Below are 21649 nucleotides of genomic sequence, written 5' to 3' on the forward strand. Positions count from 1 at the left end.
ATTTATAGCAGCAGAAGTATAATAACAATCAAAAGAGCAGTTGTAAGACCAATGGTTAAGGTTCTATCAGCCTGTTCCATGAAATCTTGAGAGTATTCGGAGAAGTCATCAAGGTCTTCGTCTACAACTTCATCGAATCCTTCTAAGCCGTTTAGTTCACTCTTTTTTTCTGATATACCATTTTTAAAAGAGTTTAATTGAGCTATTTTATCTTCAGATAAATTGGCCCGTGATTCGATGCGGTCAACAGCTTCGAGCATTTTGGTAAATGATTCATTAAGAAGCATTCGTTTTTTATCTGCACTTTCTGTTTCCTGAACCTGTTGAACAGTTTTGTTAAAGTGTTTCTTAAACGTTTCTTTTATATCTGTTGACTGTGCAACAGCCATCGATTGGACAGCAAACAGTAAAAGTATTGATGATGTTATAAGGCGTATTGTTTTCATATTAGTCTCCGAACATTATTTAAGGTTATTTTTCTTGATGTTTCTTTGACCAGTTGACTCATTACCAATGAAAATAATTATACATACTTTAAGTATATATATAATTAATCAAAGAAGTCTTATTTATTAACAATCCAGGCACATAACGTAAGAATCTGATTCATAGATCAGCCAATCAGGTGAATATACCCTTAACTCTAGCTACTGTACGAGGAACAATGTTTATCTTAGAATTTCAGTATTGATCACGAATTTGATTACAATCTAATATTATTTCATTGTTATTAGTAGTTAGAGCATGTCATAATCAAGATGCCCCAGCACGCTTACTAATGTTCAACTACGGATTACAAAATTATTTGTAGGTAAGCCGCTACCTTTGTGATTCAAGATCAGGATTACTATAAAGGTGAGGGACTTGGATGTTCAGCTTAAGCAGAATTCGTCTGGCGCAGTATCCATACGCGAGTTATTTGATGAAGAAATCGGACTATTAAAGGAAACGAGATTGTTCGGCTTTTACTTTGGCGACCTGCTTCATAAATAGATTTTTACTTAAGGACCTTCGAAACCCAGGCCCGACTAACACCGAATTTTCGAGCAATTTCAGCTTGATTTTTCACCTCTCCTGAATCAAGCAGCTCTTGGAAAATTTTGCGTTGCTCAGCCCGACTTTTCCGTTTCTTTTTCTTCTTCTTTGGTGATTCGGGGTTAACAAATTTGCATAAAATTTTTGGTTCGCATCATCGAAGTTTGGGTACAAATTTAGCAGTTTTTGGTAATCAATTTTGTACTCATTCCCTTTAGGACCCCGTCTTAGGACTCTGATAGCCCATTCAAGAGGAAAGACTTTCCGCATATCGTCTGTATACTTGGAGCCGATCGAAGCTAAAGTGCGAACTTGGTCCTTTCCAGGTTCGCACTTTCTTATTTTGTACCAGTCTTTTTCCAGTTGTTTATCGGCTATATACTGTATTTTGATCATGCCAGTGCCATTCTCATCTACATTGGCGTTAACAGCATGAATTAACGTTTTTACAATGTGTTCACGCTATTGGTGTCTCCATTTCTCTATTTGGCTGAAATACTTCAGGATCTTCTGGTAGGTCCTTAGATTAATACTTATCTGCTCTCCAAGAGTATTGATGTTGAGATGTGATATTAGTTGTAATACCTCTGAAATATGCAATAAGGATACAGCGTACTACGATCTTAAAATCCTTCAAGAAAATTTGAGCGAAACTCAAAAAAGAGGCTAATTGTACCCTGAAATATCAACAGATGATGGCATTAAAAACAACCAGGATACCTTTCGGTAATTCTATATTTAATTAGCTCTAAAAATTCTAATGTTTTTTTTCAGCACTATTTATTATTACCGTCAAAGTTTGAGTTGATACGGGTTGGCTGGAAATCATTTACAGATCTGGGGTTAAATAAGAGACTTTTTGCCATTCTACGTCCGCTCTTTATCTGAAGAACAAAATATGCTATGAAAGGATTAATTCATTTCTATCTGGTTACGACCATTTTATGTATCAGCTACATGAATGCGACAGGTCAGGGCGCCTCGGGTGCTAAAAAAGACGGTCGTTTTACCGCTAATGTGTCCGGTGTAGCACCTCTTAATGTTGATAAAGTTGGCCTAATGAAAGGTTTTGATTTGCGTCTACAGTGGTGGACACTGCTTGGGGAGCCGATGGAATATTATCATTTCCGATGGCATACCTCCAATGAGTATAAAATTGACGGTAATTGGATAAAACGGACGGATCTTGAAAAATATCCAGATCTCCTGAAGCGGTTTGATAATATCCGTCCAATTAAAGTAAACCTTGAAATTAAAGGGAACTTTGATGGATTTGTTTCGAATTCAGAAACAGAGAACGACCCCAAAATACAACCGTTTTTCAGTAGCTTAACTTCTGATGGATCGTTCAGTAACCATTCCGACTTTCGATACCGTATCAATGATATCCGACTCATGCGGGCTAAAAGTGGAGTGTGGGGTAAGGCTATCACTCCTACCAGCCCGTTGAACTGGGAGCATTTTCTTGAATTCTGGATCTTTACAAAACATGTGGCCTTGACTAATGATAGCCTTAATGATACCAAGGGGCTCACAGAACAAGAGCTGGAGCTTCGAAGAAACCAGATGAAAACGCTGTTTCGGGAATCTACTCAGATTATCGAGCTTTACGCAGAAGACCGGGACTGCGATTTTACTCTGCGAAATTTTATAGAGACCGAGATCAGTCACAACCTTCATAATCACGAAATAACTGTACTTACCGAAGAGGATCACACCTTTCTCTACAATATCGATACCGGCCGCTATTCATTTAAGAATTCGCAACAACAAGAGGTATCAAAGTCTACGATTCCGGAATATTATGTCTATGATCCTGTTTACATCGTACGACAAAAGTAATCGCCTAATTCATCCTTGATGATCTGGTATAAGGGGAAGAGGAGAGGAGCTGTTACTGATCTGACCAGACTGCCAGTTCATTACCACCCGGTTCTACAAAATGAAACCTACGGCCCCCAGGAAATGGAAAGATTGACTTTGTGATTTTACCACCAGATTGTTGGATTTTAGTTTGTGTAGCTTCCAAATCATTACTGTATAATACAACTAAAGCGGAGCCATTCTCTATGGCAGTATGTTTTGAAGATTTAAAAAAGCCACCATCTAATCCGGAATTTGAAAAGGCAGTATATTCTGGCCCATAGTCTTTAAATGACCATTCAAAGACCTCCTTGAAGAATTTCTTTGTAGCCAATAAATCACTTGAAGGAAACTCTACATAGTTTATTTTTTCGTGATTACTCATATGATCGGCTTTATTCTATAATGCTTAAAATTTGCAATGACCGAATAGTTTGATAATTCAAATGTACTATTATTATTTCAAATATTAGCTAATAAAATTTTAAGACGAAATCAGTACAGACAATCTACAATTTAGCAATAGAGGCATTTAAAGCTGAAAAGCATTTGGAAACGATCGCTCTTACCCAACAAGCAAAAAAAGCTTTAGGCCAAACCAATGATCCCCTTCAATAATACATGGATGGGCAGCCGGGATTTCCCGGAAAGCTTTTCTTATTTTCTGTTCTTGTTTCATCTGTAGTTTTTTTTGCTTGGGGGTACCCCTGCCGGTTGTGTGTACTATAGATGTAACTCACAATTAAAACAGCTAATATTATGCGATACACATTACTACGATGGTTATTATTGATTCCTTTTGCAGCACTGGTACTGATCTCGGGTTGCAACTCCACTGGGACAAACGGCAATCTGTCAACGTTATCATTGAGCTTTGCCGCCCAGAACTCCATACAATCCACACAAAAGGAGAGGGCTGAGATGCAAAGCAGTCATGTAGAAATTACCGAAGCCAAGATGTTGATTCGGAGGGTCGAATTTAAGAGTGATCTCGAGGATGATGGAGTAGCCGATGATTCTCTTGATTTTCAAACCGGCTCTTTTGTTGTCACACTGAATCTCGATGGAAGCCTCAATGAGGTTGCGGTGAGCGAAGTGCCGACAGGACAATATGACGAAATAGAGTTTGATGTGCACAAGCCGGAGGATAATGAGACTCCACCCGACCCGGATTTTAAAACGGGGGATAGCGGGGACCAGCGGTTTTCCGTAATTATTACGGGAACATATGACGGACAGGATTTTCGTTACCGGTCAAACGAAAATATGGACCAGGAAATTGAACTGGCTTCACCACTCATTATTGACGAGGATCAGGGAAGTATAAATGTGACCATGACTGTTGATATCTCGAAATGGTTTGTGGATGAAACCGGGAATGCCCTTAACCCGACCAATCCGGATAACCGGAATGCGATCGACGAGTCCATTGAACGCTCCTTCGAAGACGCCTTTGAAGATAATGACGGGGACGGCGAAGAAGATTAATCCCTCTGATGATGTAACCTACAACCGGGCATCCAGGTGGATGTCCGGAATAGGTCAAACATTTGAGCTGATTGTGATAACAAGGAAACTTGGTAAGTGCAGGTTACTCTGAGAGAAAAATAGTTGATATCAGAAGGAATAAAATAATAAGCACACAACCTATTACTGATATAATAGAACAAGTAAAGAATACTTCAGGAACTTCAGGAGATAATTTACTATTGGCGCTTGAAAACTTGGGCCCATTCTTGAAATCCGGGGTAATTCGTCTCCAGCTCTTCAAGTACCTTTTCAGACGCTATCTTTCCAACACCATTCGGGAAAACTTCTTTCATCCTCTTAACAAAAGATAGTCCATATTTCTCTACTAATGGATTTGCCTTCATCTCAAAAGCTGACTGATACCAAGCATAGTTACCAACTCCTACTTTCACATATCGTTTTTCAAAATCTTCTAACGTATGATACTGGGGCTCAAATCCTTCTTGGATAGCGTGTCCGGTGATATCCCAAATTTCCGCCAACTCGGGCCGTTGTTGAAACATATACAGATAGGAAAAATAATTGGCCATAAATTCATTAAACCATAAGGCTGGCTCACCAATCCCGTAAGCATTCTTATAAACATGCCCCAATTCGTGTAGGCTTACTAAATCCACCATGGTTCCTGAAATTTCTTCCCATGAGTACCCGGTATTTTGGATACGTTGGCGGAGATTTTTTGAAAAATTGTTATCCAGGGAAACCATAAAATCATACACGGTTCCCTCTCCACTAACAGGTAAGACCGCAACCGGAGGATCTTCATCATTCATACCACTAACATGGGGAAGTCCGTATGGTGAAGAACTAATTTGGATCCAGTCCAGTGAATCGACAAGTGCCAAGTGAAATTGTTGCGTTATCCCCAATTCTTTTTTGAAAAATTGAATAGCATCATTCAATAAAGGACCGAGCTTTTCGGCTCGCTCTTTATAACCCGGCTTATAATGTACCACAACACCTTCCCGCACAGATTCCAGATCAAGCGATTGTACTTTTGCAAGCATCGTTCGGTTATCCCTTTGACCGGTTTCTTGTGCAATGGCAGTGGTAGAAAAAATAAAAAATGCCATTAATGCTGATAGCAAACCTGCTCTCTGACAAATACTCATAACATTGATAACTTTAATTTGATAATTTTTTGAAAGACCAACGTAATGATATGCAATAACAACGACCACTCATCGGTCTCTAAGGTGATAATTAATGGATTTTATCACCTACTTGGTAACTTTTTTTCATCAAGAATCAGTATTTGAATCATTGCTATCATCCTTCACACACTCTCTTCCACAATGGCAATCTCCTCATCGGTAAGCCCATAAAGCTCGTACACCAGCTGGTCTATTTCCTCATCCAGTTCACTTGTATCGGCATTATTCTTTTTGGCAGTAAGAATTTGATCAACATTGGACTCAATTTTCTCTTTAACTTCATAGTCTGTATCAGCAATAGGAATACCACTAACATGCTGACGAAACCAACGCATTCGACCTCCCTTATCTGGATCACCTAATACAGAAGAAACTCGTTTATAATAGTTGAAGACCAGTTTAGAATTCAGAATACCCAACACATACCTGTTATTTGATGGAATAAAATATGCGGTATTGGTTAAATAGTGTCCTTTAGTATCCAAAGTAAATCTTCTTTCCTTAGCGATATCAGGATAAATAATTTTGGGTTTCTCAAACTCGTCATAATAATCGCAAGCTCTTAACTCCCAATAATGGTCGCCTTGGTCATACCTCTTTTTGAGCCTATCCTTATATTGATCTAAATAATTTTTAACGGCTGGATATCGATCAATATCAGTACCAATTTTGGTAACTATTAGATACAAGTCTTTAAAGGCTGTGCGGTAAAAACGGATATCATTTCCTTTCAGAACTGGTCTGATAATTTCTTTTGATTTAGCATCTTCTTTAATCAGCTCATCTTTCTTCTCTTCGTCTATTACGAATGCTTTGTTATAACCAGTTATTAACCCCCGGTATATTTCTGTACCTACATATTCCAGCAGTTCAGTTCCTTTCTCTCGCATTTTATCAATGATATCCAACTCAATTGGTTCTGCAAGTGACCAATTGCTTCCTGATATCGAGCGATTATCTAAGGTTGCCAATCCATTCGTTATACGATCCTGGAAGTTTTGAGAATCCAAGTCTTTTACTTGCATAAAGTCAAAGGCTTGCGTCTCAATTTTTCTATTCTGAGTCAAAAATATAGCTGGAAAGGTTGCTGCTTCTGAAAATACTGGTAATTCTCCGAAATCAATGATCTGGCTAATTTGTTTTAGTTCAGATAAGTAGTTTCGCAAATTTTCTCCGTAATTGGTTCGCATGAACTTATTGGAGGTAATCATACTAAACCAACCGTGGTCTTTTAGGATGGAGTGTCCCAACTCAAAGAAGTATGTATAAATATCCGCAGTACCATTATATACTTTGTAATGAGCCTTGAGGTATTCCTTGAATTCCCCTAACTCCTCCTGTCGTACATAGGGCGGATTACCAATCACTGTATCAAAACCAGCAAAGTTGCCATCTTCGTCAAGTACCTCGGGAAACTCAAATCGCCATTCAAAGGCTTGGTCGTAGAATGAGGCATTTTCGAGTTCTTCTAATTCCTCTTCCAGCTTATCAATGTTCTTCTTGGTCTTTTTGATTTTCTTCTGCTCTTTCTTGCTCTTCTTGTCACCCTCAAAAAGATCCAGCTTGGCTTCTTCCTTAATCAGCACTTCGCGCTGTTTCTTTAGCTTCTGTCGGACGGGGTGCAGTTCTTTGAGTCCCACGGAAAAGCTCTCTTTAATAGAGCTGATCTGCTCTTTCAGCGCTCGCTTGTCCGCCCGATCGCCGGTTTCCTTATAGCTGCGGACGGCCTGCTTGTAGTCTTCAATCGTCAAATCATCGTTGTTGGCCAGAATTTGAGAAAGGTCGGCATCCAGCTCAAAACGGCTTACCAGTGAGTTACCCTGTTTGATGTTGATATCAATATTGGGCAGTACTTCTAAAGCTTGATAGTCGGTATCTTTACGGTAATAGGCGTGCTTGAGGAGCTCGATCCACAGTCGCAGTCGGCATATATTCACCGAGTTGGGATTGATATCCACTCCAAACAGGCAGTTTTCAATGAGGATATTCTTTTCACGAAATAGGGCTTTTTGCAGGCGTTGGGTATCGCTGCCCACGCTACGCTCAATATGGCCGCTCTCTTTCCAGTCCGAGGTTACCCGGTACTCAAAAAAGGGATCGGTGCCCCAGGCAATACTCAGCTCATCATTATCCACGCTGATATCCACATCACGGAATCGGTTATTATCCTCATCCACAAAAATGCGCAGGTCATTCTTTATGGCTATCAGCTCGTTAAGGGCCGAAACCAAGAAATGCCCAGAGCCTACAGCCGGATCACAAATGGTGATGCTGTTTACGATCTCGTTGGCCTCAGGGTAGGGGATTTCATGCCGGGCAATTTTACTGGCCACCTCCTCGATGGACTCACAATCCCAATCCTCGTATGACTCGTTAAATTTCTGTACTACGGCCCGTCGAATGGTTTCCCGGCACATATATTCGGTAATATAGCCGGGCGTAAAAAAGGAACCGTCTTTATAGCCGTTGATCTTCTCGAAGATACGTCCCAGGACCGAAGCGTTAATGAGGGTCTTGGCCTCTTTCTGGACTTCCGCCGTGCCTTCGGTATTAAAGTTATACGCATCGAGGAAGCGCAGCAGGTATTCGAGGGTGGACAGGGATTCGCCTTTTAACCGCTGGCCGTCTTTGTCCGTGATTTTACTGCGATGGTACACGGGCATTTCCAAATTGTCTTCCAGCGCAGAAATCGCAATGGCATCGGCCTCAATCTCCGAGACATCAAATAGCGAGCTGTTCAGATACGGGATATGACCAAAGTGCTTGTTGATGCGGTCTGAACGCTCCTCATACTTTCGGGCCAGCACTTGGAAGAACAGCTTGTTGAGCTCGTCATACTCTTCAATTTCTTCGTGGCTCAGAAAGCGGAATCGGTCATCCTCCTTGTGATATTTGTAAAGCTGGGCTTCCAAAAGTTTGAGAAATAGAATACGATTGATCCAGGTAATCAATAGCTGGATGGCCACATTGAACAGCTGTTCCTCTTCATCGTCGCCATACTCCGAGTGGTTGGGGATTCTTGACAGCACGCTCATGCTTTTGAGCTGGGTGATCGTATTCTCAATGAGGGAGGCATGCTGTCGGTTTTCCTCATCCAGCCGTGTAATATAATGTGTGCCTTTTTCTTTGAACTCTTTAAGCCCCATGATGTAGAGCAGTTCGCGATAAAAGCCTTTATTCAGCTCATTACTGTCACTGGCAAAGGGCTCTTTAAGCAGATGAGTGGGAGTAAACAGCTTAAACAGCGGCACCAGCTTTTTCTGTTCGTCGCGGCTGAGTTCTTTCTTATCCAACAGCGAGCGGTAATTGCTGATATCGACCTGTGCTGCTTTAATACTGACATCGAGATCCTTAATAAATTCGGACAGGTGATCGTAGACGAATTGCGTGCGGGAGCTTACCTTTTTGTCCTGCCGCCACTGCTCATACCAGTTTTTTAGCTTTTTGGATTCATAAAAATGGCGCTCGAAATCCTGGGCATCAAAGATATACCAGTTGTACACATCGGTGATAATGATGTGTTTGATATCGTCGTTGTCATTGTCAATCCGTTCTCGCAGGTAGTAGAGTATGGATTCATGGAAAGCTTTACGATTCACCTCATCCCCGGTAATCATTTCGGCTTTGTTGGATGGGCGCTTGGCCTCAATCATTACGCCTACCGAGGACTTCCGCGTCTTACCGTTATGGATCGCCAGATCCTGCCGCTCCTTGGTATTGATGTAGTAGTCCTCCTCGAAATTCGTATTGCTGAGGAAGGGCTTGATGAGATTTTTCAGGTGTTCTTCCGATTCTCCTTCGTCAACGGCATCATCAGCTTGTTTTAATAATTTGAGCAGTCGCTGGCGAAAGGATTCAAATTCGGTTTCGGTGATCGTCTCTTGGAGAAATGCGTTATCAACGGCTTTTCGTGCGGTAATCGTCTCTGTCTGCATGCTTTACTTGTTCACTAACCAACATTTTGTTTGCCCTCATTCTAAGGACTGGCAGGGGAACAAGCAACATTGAGATTCCGGGCTTAATAGAAGGAGGGAGGTCCTTCTATTCGTGTAGATTATCAGCTGATATTCTTCCCGTTAATCGTACCCAATTTATTTCTATCTGCGTTGGCGATTATCTCTGGTACTAATAATCTTTATCCACAATTTAATTGCGGTTAAGCCAATGACTGAATATGAAATGATTTTATTGCAGAGATACCAACGGTAAGGTAGCCAATGTATATCGATCACGTACTACGGAATAAGTGTTACACCAAAATTTTCCGCAATGAAAGCAGTGATAACAAAACAAACATTGGTAATCCCAGCACAAGCGCCGAGCGACCACCAGAAGTTTATGCCGTTCTTTAATAGTACCGGCATAGCCAGAAACATCGGCAGGGTAGGGATAACATACCAAAAGGTATAAAAGGCGTGATTGCTTATCTTTTCGTCTCCCTGTCCTTCGATATACAGCCAGATCATCACCATAATGGTAACAAAGGGAAGGGAAGCCAAGAGCGCCCCCAACCGGTCGGTTCTCTTGGCCACTTCCGAAACCAAGACTATGATAAAAGCGGTCACCGCGTATTTAAGAATGAGAAATTTCATAATCTTGGTGTTTTTTTAGTCTGCAATTTTCGCTTCACTGTTCTCAAATTGAGCCAGCAGGGCAGGAATCACAATCATATTAAGCAAAGTGGAGCTAATAAGTCCACCCAGAATAACCTGTGCCATAGGCGACTGTATCTCATTGCCCGGTTCACCGGCCGCCAGTGCCAGTGGAATGAGGGCCAGTCCCGCGGTGAGGGCTGTCATCAGGATCGGATTGAGCCGTTCCATCGCACCCTGACGTATAGCCTCCATAAAGGATTTACCCACCTGCCAACGCAGATACTGGTAATGCGAAACAATTAATATTCCGTTTCGGGTGGCAATACCGAAGAGCGTAATAAATCCAACCAGAGAAGCAATGGATACAATACCGCTGGAGAACCATACGATAAAGATCCCACCGATCAGGGCAAAGGGCAGGTTCACCATCACCAGCAAAGCCGTTTTCAGGGAGCTGAACTCCAGGTACAACAGCAAATAAATGAGCAGGATGGCAACGATACTCAGTAGCGAAATGGTACGCGTAGCCTGGGCCTGGCTTTCAAACTGTCCGCCATATTCCACAAAGTATCCCTGTGGAAAATTAATATTCTCAGCTATGTTAGCACTGATGGCGTTTACCGTACCGCGCAGGTCGCGCCCGGCCACGTTGGCCGAAACCACAATTTTGCGCTGTACGTTTTCGCGGCTGATGGTGTTGGGACCACTGCGCGACTTTATGCTGGCCAGCTCTGATAGCGGAACCACCGTTCCATCGCTAAGCGTTAGATTGGCATTTCGTACGGCCTTAATACTGCCGCGGTGTGCTTCGTCGTAGCGGACCATCAGGTCGAACAAACGATCGCCTTCGATAATCTGCGAGACGGTTTCACCGGCAAAGGCTACGTCTATCTTCTCCGATAGGTCGCCCATGTTCATTCCATAACGCGCCAGCGCCCGGCGGTCGGGACGAATCTGGATTTGTGGGACGTTCTGCTGCTGTTCGACCGAGAGATCCACAACGCCTTCGACATCCTCCATCTGGCCCCGAACTTCCTCAGCCAAGGTCCGTAGTCGATACAGATCTGTACCGAAGATCTTTACGGCAATATTGGCGCGTGTCCCTGAGAGCATGTGGTCAATGCGGTGGCCAAGAGGCTGGCCGATCGTGATATTCGTACCCGAAACCACACTTAAATCAGCTCTCAGCTCTTCCAAGACATGCTCCTTGGTTGTGCCTTCGGGGATATCCAGGTTCACATTAATTTCCGAGGCGTTAACTCCCTGGGCATGCTCAGACATTTCTGCTCGGCCTGTCCTGCGTGCGGTACTTGTGACCGCGGGGTGATCCAACAATATATTCTCTATCCGTTGGCCTATTTCGTTGGATTCATCCAGCCCGGTGCCCGGAATAGTGACGGCGCTGATTACCAGGGTGCCTTCATTAAACTCGGGCAGAAAAGAACTTCCCAGGTACGGTACTATAACCAACGTCCCCAAGAACAAGACCAGCGTACCGGTCAGCACGCTTTTCTTGTAGTGGAGAACGCTATCCAGTACGCGATGATACCCCGATTTGAGTTTCTTGGTGAACCAGCTTTCTTCCAATTTGCCTTTTGATGCCTGACCGGGCAACAGGTAGTAACACAGCACCGGGGTTACCGTCATGGCGATAACCAGAGAGGCCCCGATGGATACAATGTAGGATAGCCCCAGTGGTTTCAGCATGCGTCCCTGCAACCCGCTTAAAAAGAAGAGCGGGATAAAGACGATCATGATGATCAGCGTGGCATTAATGATGGAGGTCCGTATCTCTTTGGATCCTTCAAACACCACTTGCATGGCCGACTTTTGCTCCGCCTGCGGAAGCTTGGCGTTTTCCCGAAGCCGCCTGAACACGTTCTCAACATCAATGATCGCATCATCTACAATTACCCCGATGGCAATAGCCATCCCGCCCAAGGTCATGGTGTTGATGGTGATATCGAAAAACTTGAGTACGAACACCGAGGTAATGAGCGCCAGCGGTATGGCTGTGAGGGAAATCATCGTCGTACGGATATTAGCCAGGAAAAGCAGCAGAATAATGACTACCAGAATAGCTCCATCCCGCAGGGCTTCAATGACGTTATCAATGGCCAGATTGATGAAATCTGCCTGACGAAAAATATGGGTGTTGATCGTAAATCCTTCGGGCAGATTCTGCTCAATCTGTGCCAGCGTTTCATCGACCCGATTCGTTAGCTCGAGCGTATTGGTATCCGGCTGTTTCTTGATGGAAATAATTACGGCCTGCTTACCATTGACGGAGGCATCCCCTATCTTTTGGGCAGCAGCAATTTTTACCTCGGCTACATCACCGATGGTAATGGGTTGATTATTGCGTTTGGCCACCACCGATTGCCTGATATCTTCCAGCGAATGAGCCCGCCCAATACCGCGAATGGTATATTGCTGGCTGTATTCCTGAAAGAAACCTCCCGAAAAGTTTTCGTTGGAGGATTCGGTGGCTTCCATCACTTGGTCCAGGGTTAGGTCGTAGGCTTTCAGTTTGTCGGGATTCACGCGGACCTGGTATTGCTTTAGTCCGCCTCCTATGGGGACGACCTGGGCCACCCCGGGAATCGCCAGCAGGCGTTGCCGGATTTCCCAGTCGGCAGCGGTACGTATTTCCAGCTCCGAATGCCGGTCGCTTTCAACGCTCACCAACATAATTTCTCCCATAATGGAGGAGATAGGCGCCATCACTGGCGGTGGCACTTCTTCCGGCAAACGGTTACTCACCATGGAGAGTTTTTCGTTGACGATTTGGCGGGCCTGGTAGATATCAGTACCCCATTCGAATTCCACCCAGACGATGGAAAATCCTTTGGAGGTAGCCGAACGCACCCGTCGCACGCCGCTGGCACCGTTGGTTGCCGTTTCAATCGGCAGGGTTACGAGCTGTTCCACTTCCTCGGGGGCCATCCCATGTGCTTCGGTCATCACCGTAACGGTTGGGGCCGTCAGATCGGGGAATACGTCCACGGGCATGTTGATGACCACATACGCACCGGCAAAGAATAAAACGATAGAGGTTACGACGACAACGAGTCGCTGCCTCAGTGATCCTTTAATAATCGCATCTAACATATTTAGTCTGTTTGATAAATTTTGAATTTCTAAGCGTATTTAGCCTGCATTTCTCACCAAGAAATTTGATTATCAGCAAGGCGAAGGTAAAATTGCCGCGGAAACGTACCGCAGTACGTTGAGCACACTATTTTCCCCTTAACGTAGCTGAGGAACAAATTTCGTAGTGGGTTGCACATCGTTCTATTTTTTTTTGCTGTTAAATATTGATGCAAGTTTATGTGATCCATAAGGATACAACGTTAAACCATAAATATTTGTGAGAAGTACAGGTTAGTGGGAGTGCCCGTGGGATGGCGCCTCGGACGAGAGCGAAGCCAGTTTCACCTGGTAGGCATTCTTGGTCACCACATGTTCTCCACCTTGCAGTCCGGAGGTGATCTCCACCCATCCGCGATGTTCAATGCCGGTCGTAACACGCTGTTTCCGGAAGGATTCCCCGGAGACATGGACATATACGTTGTAGTTTCCTTCTTCTTCAATTAACGCGGATTGCGGGATTGCCAGAACATTTTCTTGGGTATTGGTATTGATGTGCACTGTGGAAAACATGCCCAGTGGGAGTCCGTTTTTGGTATTGTCGAGCTCATAAATCAGGGACAATGTTCGACTCTGCGGATCGATGCTATTGGTACGACTGATTAACCGTCCATCCAGCTCACCAACTTCATACAGTCGGTCATTACCCTGCACCCGGAAGGCCGCTTGACTGGCATGGGCAATACGACTTTGCTGCGCAGCCGGAACGTTAGCCTTCAGCCATACTTTGGAGGCATCCGCTATGCGGTACAATGGTTGTCCGGCCTCAACCTGCATGCCGGGGGTGACAAAAGATTCAACGATCGTACCATTAATCGGAGCTTTGAGTGCAAACCGGTAGGATTCGATTGATTCGCCGTAGCCTTCAATGGCAGCGGTATCCACCTGAATTACCTCATTAATGGTCTGGTAGCGCGTCAACGCCTGTCGGTACTCGATGCGAGCCTTCTGCAATTCAGTTTGCGGGATGGCTTCCTTTTTATACAAGCGCCCGGAGCGATCCAGGTTGGACTTGGCCAGTTCTAACTCCGATTGTGCGTTAATAAATTGCTGCGCGTAATTTTCCCCGCCTGCCGATTGAATAGCCGGATTCAATACCGCAAGGGACGTCCCTTTTTGCAACTGTTGTCCAATAATCGGCAAGTTTCCATTCTGGCTGGACAGGATGATGCCTGAAAAGGGTGCAGAAACGACGGCCTGTCTATTCTGCGCAGCCATAATTTCTCCGGTGGCGTCTACGGTTTGCGTAAGTGTTCGCCGGTGCACCTCTTGGGTACCAAAGGGAATATCCCACTGCTGCTCTTTTAGAAAAGTAATCAGATTGGGATCTTCCTCGGCATGAGTTTGAGGAATTTCATCAGCCGAATTATACACTGGGATACCCTCTACTTGTATGGTGTCATTCACCATACCGTAAATCTCGATGGTTAAATCATAACGACCAGCCTGATAAAAGGTAACATCCGGACCGTAAATGCCGGGCACCTGTACCTCGGTTTCTTCTACCGATACCTCGGCACCATTATCCGAACGGAAGGTAAAGTACACCTCGGAGTTGGCAATAGGGCTGAAATCAGAAAGCCGGGTTAGATGCACCGCAAAGGTAGCCTGTTGGCCAACGATAATTTCAGGATATTCCATAAAGAGTTCGGTCTCGTCGGTCCATTGGGTCACGGCGCCACTACCTTCTCGCGGCAAACTATTACTCTGAGAAGTGGACTCCTCACCATCTTGGTGCTGTTCTTCATCCTGTCCGGGTGTATGTTCCTGTTGGGTTTGTTCGGTCGGTTGCTGGTGACTGTGGTCGGCCTCTTCGCCGTGACTGTGACCTTCATCAGAACCACAACCAGTTAGCAACAAAGCGGCTGATATTAATAAGAGAATCGTTAAACGCTTCATGAACTTTGTTTTTTTTAAGTTAAAGTAATGCTTCGCGGTAAGACGTTAGTGTTGATGGTCGCCGTCTTCACCATGGTTATGGTCGCTGTTCCCCATTTCGGAATGAGCATTCCAACGGTCGAATGTTTCCCCGTCAGCATCCAATTCAACCGAATGGCTTTCTCCGGCCGCAAGATCTACGGGGTTGGTAGGACCAAGGTCGGTTCCGTTTGATAATGCAACTCCAACCGATACCGCTGGCAGGGCATCTTGGGTCGTGTTTTCAATCGTGCCATTGAAAGATTCAGATTCGCTGTCGTACGACAGGGTCAGGCGAACTCCTTTTCGAACTTGCTCGTAGGTTTCATCAAGACCCAACATCGCGTCAGAGGTTTCTCCTTCATGGCTATGCGCATTTTCACCGGAATGCTCTTCTTCCGCCTCCGAGTGCTCATGCTCCTCCTCAGATTCATGCTGATGATTTGTTTCTGTACCGTCAGCATGCTGTTCGGTTTCGTGAGTATGTGTATCCTCTCCGTGGCTGTGTCCGGAATCGTCCGAGCCACATCCTGTTATCGTTAAACCTGCTGCGATTGAGAGAATAAGAAGTAAGCGTTTCATGGTATTAGCTGTTTTGAGAGTTAAAAATTCGTCCTGCGGATTGTACGTCCAATTCAAAAAGGGCCTGGTTATAGTCGGATATGGTTTCGTAGATCATGGTTTGTCCATCGACGTAAGCCTGTGTCGCATCGAGGAGTTCAACCAACGAATACCGTCCCTGCTGATAGGCTGCCCGGGCCGCCTCCAACATCGATGGGTCCATCGTATCTTGCATCAACCTCCATTGCTCCAATACGAGTCCCACTCGCTCGTAAGCCGTTGATACCTGGTTGCGGACCGCCTGCTGCTTTAAGGTCAGTTCGGTCTGTCGCGACCGCGTTTGGGCTCGGGTGATTGTTACATTGCCCCGATTCCGGTTGAATATGGGAAGCTTTATAGAGCCGCCGATCACAAATCCTTCGGCGCCATCCGACTGATTTTTATAGCCGAAATTAACGTTCAGATCGGGCAATCGTTCCCTTTTTTCAACCTTGTATTGCAGGTCAGAAGCATCAACCATTTGCTCTAAAGCAACAAGATCAGATCGGTTGGCAAGGGCATATTGAATGAGAGTTTGCTCCTGTACATTGATAGGCTCTATCGTCAAGCTATCTGCAGGTTGGATCTGAGTATCCAGTTCTTCTCTCGAAAACAAGTAGGTGGCCAGCTGATTGCCTGCCTGCTTACGGTTAAGCCGAACCTGATCCCGTTGCTTTCGGTATCGGCTGAGCTCTACGTTAAATCGCTGCACTTGCAGCCCGGAGAACGTACCCTCGGCTTCACGCGCCTTTGCTGAAGAACGTGCTTTGCGTATAACGTCCAGCGCTTGGTTATAGATTTTCAGTTTTTGTGAGTGCTGCCAGTATTCGGCATACAAGGATTTTACCTGCCGGATCAACTGTAGCCGATCATACTCAAATTGAAGCTCCGCCGCCTTTTGTGATTTGGAAGCGCTTTTGTTGCGCAAAAAAGGTTGACCTAATAGTTCAATGGGTTGCGATAGCATATAGGTCGTTTCCTCGTAATCGACCGTGCCGGCATTTAACTGTTCTCGATTGATACTGACTTCAGGGTTGGGATATGCCTTGTACCGGATCGCTTCTCCCTGCTTGCGCAACTGGTCATATCGGGCAAGCTCCTGCTGTAGGCTGTTTTGATTGAAAAGTTCGACGGCTTCATCAAGCGTAATAGATGTTGATTGTGCATGGACCATCACTGGAAATAATACCAGCAATAGAGTCCACCGTATATACCTTGTCATGGTGGGTAAATTGTTGTTTAAATAATACAGTTAGGAAAGGGAAGTCCTTAAATAAGGGAAAGTTAAGCTATAGGAGGGCCACGAAGGGAAAAAGAAAAGAGATCATATTGATTGCCTACCCGGCTTGGTGGAGGCAAATCCAAAAGCGTTGGAGACTGTTGAAGCGTTAGATTACAAGCATCAGATCCAGTATCTAAACCCAGAACTATAAATAACTGTATGTCTGGGCTCAGCTGATATGGGGTAGTTAACGTCCCAATAATATCATCGGCCATACTTACCTCATGCTGGTGGGTATTGTCTTCACTGTGATCGGCCTGCATGGGCTCATCATTACTTTCATGGGCGTGGATATGAGCATGAACGTCAAGATCGCTGTTCATGTGAATGTCTAAATCATGGAGGTGAGCTCCCTGTCCAAATAACACACAGAAAAAGGTCGCTGCTATGATCAGCAGACCGGTCGTAATTTTGACGATATGTTTATTGCTTTTAAACACCTAAAAGGATAGGTAAAAAGGGTGTTAAGATCAATCAGATCCTTTTAGCGTAAATAGTGATCTAAAGACCTGACAACGCGGTCATTTTGCGAATATGGAATTCATTAAAAAAAATAAAAACCGCGGGTCGGTCTCGGGGGCTGTATAACAGAGATCTGTTTTTGCTGCTATCTGCTACTCTTCTATTTCTACTTTACGCCATTACTGATTGCTTGGCTTTCTGCTTGAGATAGTATTGATCGATAGTGGCAAATATTTTTGCCATTGCTTCTTCGGCATAAACACCTGTGGCATAGATAGTTCTCTTACCGTTTGAAAAAGCGAGAAGCGTCATTCGAGATAGGGGATAGGTATTTTTTTTAATTTGATAAAATCCTTTATACCGATCCGTTTGGTAAAAGCTTCTAAACTTTTTGTCCGTAGTCATAATGTATTCCTCTTTTTTTTAAAGGACTCACATAAATTGCAAGTGGGTAAATAACCGTTTGTAGATAATATTATGCCGTTTTGAGTATTTCTGAGCGGCGCTTCGACAATTTAAAGTTTTTTCTGTGAATAAAAATTAATGTTTGTAAAACAATGTTAATATAAGCGGCAGTAATGCGGCTTTCTAACCAGTAGGGAGATATTTTTCTGTAACAACCTGATGGGTTTACTGCATTCCCCAATCTCTGTCAATATTTTGTAATAAGCTTATATACCGGGAATCTTTCTTAATAGCATTCAGCTCACGGGGGAACAGGTGATGCATTACCTGGGTTGGCCATGGTCTCCAAAAAGGTATATTCTCAAAGGCCTCAAAAGCCTTATCAATATCATTCAAAGCAGCATGAATAACACCCTGGGAAAAGAAGTCTTTTTCCTGGATAAAATACTTCAGATGATATTCCGCGGATTGGTTCTTTGAAGATTTGATATTTATCAATGTCTGTAGAAGTTTGGGACCGTTATTGGTCCAGGGAACGGTTAATTCCCCCAAGTATTTTTGCGACTCTTCGTACTTCTCCCTTTGATAATGTATCAGAGCTATATAAAAAGAAGCCGTTGGCCAGTCAGATTGCAAATCGTAAGCTTGCCATGCGTATTTCAATGCATCGCTAAAATGGCCGTTAATCAGATAAGAGTAGGCCAGGTTAATAACTGCTTCGGGCGAAAAAGGATCAAGGTCCACCGCTTTTTTAGCACTTTGAAGCGCCCGGTCCTTATTTCCCATTAGCTGGTAAATCCAGCTCAGTTTATTATGAGCGTTGGCATAACCGGGCCTTAGTCTTACCGCTTTTTTTAATGCTTGTATGGCCTCTCGACCTTCTTGTCGGCTGGTATGCAAAAGTCCTAAGGCCGAATGCGCTTCCGCCAGATTCGCATCTTGATCCAGTGCCTGATGAATAAGTTCCTCGGCTTCAGATAGTATCTTCTCGGTTTCTTCGTAACCGTAGCCGAATAAGCCCAGCAGAGCATGGGCCTGTCCTACCAGTGATAAGGAAAATTCAGGATCTACAGCGCTGGCTTCTTTAAAACAAGATAACCCTCGTTTTAGCCCTTTTTGGGTACGTTGTTCTACCCAGCTCCATCCTTGTGTGTAGAGTCGATAGGCTTCCAGCTGATCGGTATGTTGGACTTCTACGCGTTTTTTTTCTTTAGCGCTGAGCTTGGTCTTAAGGGCTTCTGCTATCTTTTTAGTGATAGTACTCTGAATACGAAACAGGTTATTTGCATTAAGTTTGTTTTCAAAATCCTTGGACCAGTACTGGCGATCTGTGGTGGTATTTATTAGCCTTACCCGAACCTTGACCTGATTATTCACTTGCTGCACGGTTCCCTCCAGAATCCACTCAACCCCCAGTTCAGCTGATATTTGCTTTAGCGGGATTGCCGCTTTTTTATATCGCATTACGGATGTTCGAGAGGTGACCTCAATACCCGAAATACTTGAAAGGCGCGTCAGCAAATCATCATGAATTCCATTGGTGAAGGTCGAAGAGGTATCTGATGATCTGAGTGTTTCGAATGGTAGTACGGCAATAGAAGGCGAAGATTCTTTTATTGCTGAATCATGGTTAGTATTCGAACTGGAAATTTGATTCCTGATACGTTCAATAGTTGTTTTTAGAGCATTAGATGGTGTTACCTGCCATTTGTGTTCAAGTTTATTACTGAACTCTTGGTAAACTTTTAATGCATCCGTTGGTTGTCCCGTGCGATTGAGCAATTCTATCAGTCGAATATGGGCCTCTTCTGAAAGCCTGGTATAGTCCACTGCTTTTTTAGCCCAAATCTGTGCCGCTTTTATATCCCCACTTTCTTCTGCCTTTTCTGCAAGTTTCCACGAGGCATCATGAGCCAACATTCTTAGTCGTTCTCTTTTGCTGTCCAACCAGTTGTAAAAATCATTGGAAACATCGGTTACATGAAAACCGACGAGTAGGTCATCGCGATACAGGTCAAGGGCAAGCTGATACTTTTCGTCATGCATTAGGTCTTCAAAAGCAAGGACGTCGCACCAAATATGGTTCTCATTGACACTAATTTCTTCCGAACCCCGGTTCTGAATGATCTCCTTCCCCAACGAACTTCTGATATGGTAAAGTAAATTGCTTAGGGCATTACGTGCTTTTTGCTGGTTTAATTTCGGCCAGAATAAAGCAATAATTTTATCTCTCCGCTTAAATCCGTTTGGATCTCCCAATATCAGGTAGGTAAGGAGAGCCAGTCTTTTGGAACCAGTCAGTAGGGAGGGATCATACTCACCATTTTCTTTCTGAATAGTCGTAGATCCAAGTATGCGAATTTCAACACCCATGGGAAGTAGAAAAAAATTGACTCTTAGAAGCAATCTAAGAGTAATAACGGATTAAACAAAGAAAGGGGCCTTATAATGACTGTGAACTAAAAACTTTCACAAAAAAGAGCTCTTATGAAAAATTCAAAAAATATATTTTTTAGTATGATCCGGTCGGGTATAACCATGCTGATGTTGTTCTTTATAGCCAGCGCTTGCAGCGAACAATCTGGGACTTCTACCGACTCCTTATCGGAGGTGAAAGATCTGACCCAAGCAAAGTTTGTAGCCCAGGGAGGTCCAAATGTAGTTGACATCACCTCGCAGCATAATCACGATACGAATGAACATCTGTTTCAGGTAAGCGAAGAGGAGATACCCACAGGCTGGACGACCTTTCGCTTTAATAATCGTACGCACTCAGATCATTTTTACTTGCTCTACAAAGTTCCCGATGCTGCCATACAAGCCGCCAATTCTGTTGGTGAACCGGTGCTGGATCACTGGTATAATACCGTGACGGTACCCTTTCAGCAGCAATGGAATCCTTATATAGAGGGAGATATTGATTTCGGTACTTTTGTTAATAATCTCTTCGGAGCAGTATTGAGTTCAGCCCCTTGGTTTGTGGAGGCTGTTACCATGGGTGGGCCGGGTCTAACAGCAGCAGGCCAAACTTCGCAAACGACTGTAAAGCTTTTGGCCGGGACTTATATTGCTGAATGCTATGTAAAAGATGAAAACCAGGAATTCCACTCCTATAATGGGATGCTCGATGTAATAAAGGTGACTGATGAAGCTTCTGGAGAAAAGGAGCCTCGTGCTACCATGGAGGTAACCGTAACACAGAACGGCATCGATCATGAAGAATCCGTTCGTCCGGGCATGCACACCGTGGCCATTCATTTTGGAGCGCAGCCCGCTACGGGTTATGGACACCTGCTGGGGCATAATGTACAGTTGGTACGTTTTGATGAAGGGTATGATCAGGAATTACTTGATGAGCTTGGCGCCTGGATGAATTGGACAACCGAAGAAGGGCTTGTAGATCGCGCTCCTGCAGGTGCTACTTTTCTTGGGGGAAGTATGGAGATGACGGGAGGTAACACCGCTTACTACCAGGTAAATCTAAAGCCTGGCAGTTATGCCTGGATTGCGGAGGTTCCCGATCCTGCTTCCAAAGGGATGCTTAAAACATTTTCCATACCATTTGGGAGATAAGCACGATAAAATCCTTAGCATTCCAAGAACAAAACGGCAGCAGGTGATAGTATGTTAATTAGTTCTTGAAAAAGACCTCGGAA

General features: G+C 44.2%; 15 protein-coding genes. 3 read left to right on the plus strand and 12 right to left on the minus strand.

Going from position 1 to position 21649, the window contains the following annotated elements:
* Nucleotides 1-2 precede the first annotated feature (2 nt).
* Nucleotides 3-446: a hypothetical protein gene (locus tag ACQ76V_RS00560; RefSeq protein WP_440998512.1), complete on the minus strand. Its 444-nt coding sequence runs from the start codon at nt 444-446 to the stop codon at nt 3-5.
* 1492 nt (nt 447-1938) lie between these two features.
* On the opposite strand from ACQ76V_RS00560, the gene ACQ76V_RS00565 reads away from it, so the two are divergent.
* Nucleotides 1939-2877: a hypothetical protein gene (locus ACQ76V_RS00565; RefSeq protein WP_440998513.1), complete on the plus strand. Its 939-nt coding sequence runs from the start codon at nt 1939-1941 to the stop codon at nt 2875-2877.
* A 52-nt stretch (nt 2878-2929) separates the two neighbouring features.
* Here ACQ76V_RS00565 and ACQ76V_RS00570 read toward each other — a convergent pair whose 3' ends face one another.
* Nucleotides 2930-3283 (minus strand): VOC family protein, encoded by a 354-nt coding sequence (locus tag ACQ76V_RS00570; protein WP_440998514.1) that lies wholly within the window; start codon nt 3281-3283, stop codon nt 2930-2932.
* Nucleotides 3284-3657: 374 nt separating this feature from the next.
* Between ACQ76V_RS00570 and ACQ76V_RS00575 the strand changes: the two genes are divergently transcribed.
* The gene (locus ACQ76V_RS00575; RefSeq protein WP_440998515.1) at nt 3658-4386 is read left to right on the plus strand and encodes a hypothetical protein; all 729 of its coding nucleotides are present in this window, start codon (nt 3658-3660) and stop codon (nt 4384-4386) included.
* 218 nt (nt 4387-4604) lie between these two features.
* Here ACQ76V_RS00575 and ACQ76V_RS00580 read toward each other — a convergent pair whose 3' ends face one another.
* The 10 genes from ACQ76V_RS00580 to ACQ76V_RS00625 all read right to left on the minus strand — a co-directional run bounded on the left by ACQ76V_RS00580 (nt 4605) and on the right by ACQ76V_RS00625 (nt 20366).
* The gene (locus ACQ76V_RS00580) at nt 4605-5501 is read right to left on the minus strand and encodes a hypothetical protein (RefSeq protein WP_440998516.1); all 897 of its coding nucleotides are present in this window, start codon (nt 5499-5501) and stop codon (nt 4605-4607) included.
* A 203-nt stretch (nt 5502-5704) separates the two neighbouring features.
* On the minus strand, nt 5705-9517 hold the full coding sequence (locus ACQ76V_RS00585) for a type IIG restriction enzyme/methyltransferase (protein ID WP_440998517.1): 3813 nt from the start codon (nt 9515-9517) through the stop codon (nt 5705-5707).
* 300 nt (nt 9518-9817) lie between these two features.
* Complete coding sequence (locus ACQ76V_RS00590; protein WP_440998518.1) at nt 9818-10174, minus strand: DUF3147 family protein; 357 nt, start codon at nt 10172-10174, stop codon at nt 9818-9820.
* 15 nt (nt 10175-10189) lie between these two features.
* Nucleotides 10190-13288, minus strand: a complete 3099-nt coding sequence (locus ACQ76V_RS00595; RefSeq protein ID WP_440998519.1) for an efflux RND transporter permease subunit — start codon at nt 13286-13288, stop codon at nt 10190-10192.
* 273 nt (nt 13289-13561) lie between these two features.
* On the minus strand, nt 13562-15226 hold the full coding sequence (locus ACQ76V_RS00600) for an efflux RND transporter periplasmic adaptor subunit (protein WP_440998520.1): 1665 nt from the start codon (nt 15224-15226) through the stop codon (nt 13562-13564).
* A 45-nt stretch (nt 15227-15271) separates the two neighbouring features.
* Nucleotides 15272-15826, minus strand: coding sequence for a hypothetical protein (locus tag ACQ76V_RS00605; RefSeq protein ID WP_440998521.1), 555 nt, complete (start codon nt 15824-15826; stop codon nt 15272-15274).
* A 4-nt stretch (nt 15827-15830) separates the two neighbouring features.
* A complete protein-coding gene (locus ACQ76V_RS00610) occupies nt 15831-17066 on the minus strand; it encodes a TolC family protein (protein WP_440998522.1) in 1236 nt (411 codons plus the stop codon).
* 62 nt (nt 17067-17128) lie between these two features.
* Entirely contained in the window at nt 17129-17566 is a 438-nt protein-coding gene (locus ACQ76V_RS00615) for a hypothetical protein (protein WP_440998523.1), read from the minus strand.
* Nucleotides 17567-17759: 193 nt separating this feature from the next.
* A complete protein-coding gene (locus ACQ76V_RS00620) occupies nt 17760-17993 on the minus strand; it encodes a hypothetical protein (RefSeq protein ID WP_440998524.1) in 234 nt (77 codons plus the stop codon).
* Between the two features lie 225 nt (nt 17994-18218).
* On the minus strand, nt 18219-20366 hold the full coding sequence (locus ACQ76V_RS00625) for a BTAD domain-containing putative transcriptional regulator (RefSeq protein WP_440998525.1): 2148 nt from the start codon (nt 20364-20366) through the stop codon (nt 18219-18221).
* A gap of 114 nt (nt 20367-20480) precedes the next feature.
* On the opposite strand from ACQ76V_RS00625, the gene ACQ76V_RS00630 reads away from it, so the two are divergent.
* Nucleotides 20481-21566 (plus strand): hypothetical protein, encoded by a 1086-nt coding sequence (locus ACQ76V_RS00630; RefSeq protein ID WP_440998526.1) that lies wholly within the window; start codon nt 20481-20483, stop codon nt 21564-21566.
* Nucleotides 21567-21649: the final 83 nt, after the last annotated feature.

Origin of the sequence: Fodinibius sp. SL11 (assembly GCF_052060035.1) — a bacterium.
Taxonomy (GTDB): Bacteria; Bacteroidota; Rhodothermia; order Balneolales; family Balneolaceae; genus Fodinibius.

What these genes read in the sequence shown, in the direction of transcription:
- ACQ76V_RS00585 (WP_440998517.1), bottom strand. Translation starts at nt 9,517, where the DNA reads ATGCAGACAGAGACGATTACCGCACGAAAAGCCGTTGATAACGCATTT.
- ACQ76V_RS00610 (WP_440998522.1), bottom strand. Translation starts at nt 17,066, where the DNA reads ATGACAAGGTATATACGGTGGACTCTATTGCTGGTATTATTTCCAGTG.
- ACQ76V_RS00620 (WP_440998524.1), bottom strand. Translation starts at nt 17,993, where the DNA reads ATGACTACGGACAAAAAGTTTAGAAGCTTTTACCAAACGGATCGGTAT.
- ACQ76V_RS00590 (WP_440998518.1), bottom strand. Translation starts at nt 10,174, where the DNA reads ATGAAATTTCTCATTCTTAAATACGCGGTGACCGCTTTTATCATAGTC.
- ACQ76V_RS00625 (WP_440998525.1), bottom strand. Translation starts at nt 20,366, where the DNA reads ATGGGTGTTGAAATTCGCATACTTGGATCTACGACTATTCAGAAAGAA.
- ACQ76V_RS00560 (WP_440998512.1), bottom strand. Translation starts at nt 446, where the DNA reads ATGAAAACAATACGCCTTATAACATCATCAATACTTTTACTGTTTGCT.
- ACQ76V_RS00570 (WP_440998514.1), bottom strand. Translation starts at nt 3,283, where the DNA reads ATGAGTAATCACGAAAAAATAAACTATGTAGAGTTTCCTTCAAGTGAT.
- ACQ76V_RS00630 (WP_440998526.1), top strand. Translation starts at nt 20,481, where the DNA reads ATGAAAAATTCAAAAAATATATTTTTTAGTATGATCCGGTCGGGTATA.
- ACQ76V_RS00600 (WP_440998520.1), bottom strand. Translation starts at nt 15,226, where the DNA reads ATGAAGCGTTTAACGATTCTCTTATTAATATCAGCCGCTTTGTTGCTA.
- ACQ76V_RS00595 (WP_440998519.1), bottom strand. Translation starts at nt 13,288, where the DNA reads ATGTTAGATGCGATTATTAAAGGATCACTGAGGCAGCGACTCGTTGTC.
- ACQ76V_RS00575 (WP_440998515.1), top strand. Translation starts at nt 3,658, where the DNA reads ATGCGATACACATTACTACGATGGTTATTATTGATTCCTTTTGCAGCA.
- ACQ76V_RS00580 (WP_440998516.1), bottom strand. Translation starts at nt 5,501, where the DNA reads ATGGCATTTTTTATTTTTTCTACCACTGCCATTGCACAAGAAACCGGT.
- ACQ76V_RS00605 (WP_440998521.1), bottom strand. Translation starts at nt 15,826, where the DNA reads ATGAAACGCTTACTTCTTATTCTCTCAATCGCAGCAGGTTTAACGATA.
- ACQ76V_RS00565 (WP_440998513.1), top strand. Translation starts at nt 1,939, where the DNA reads ATGAAAGGATTAATTCATTTCTATCTGGTTACGACCATTTTATGTATC.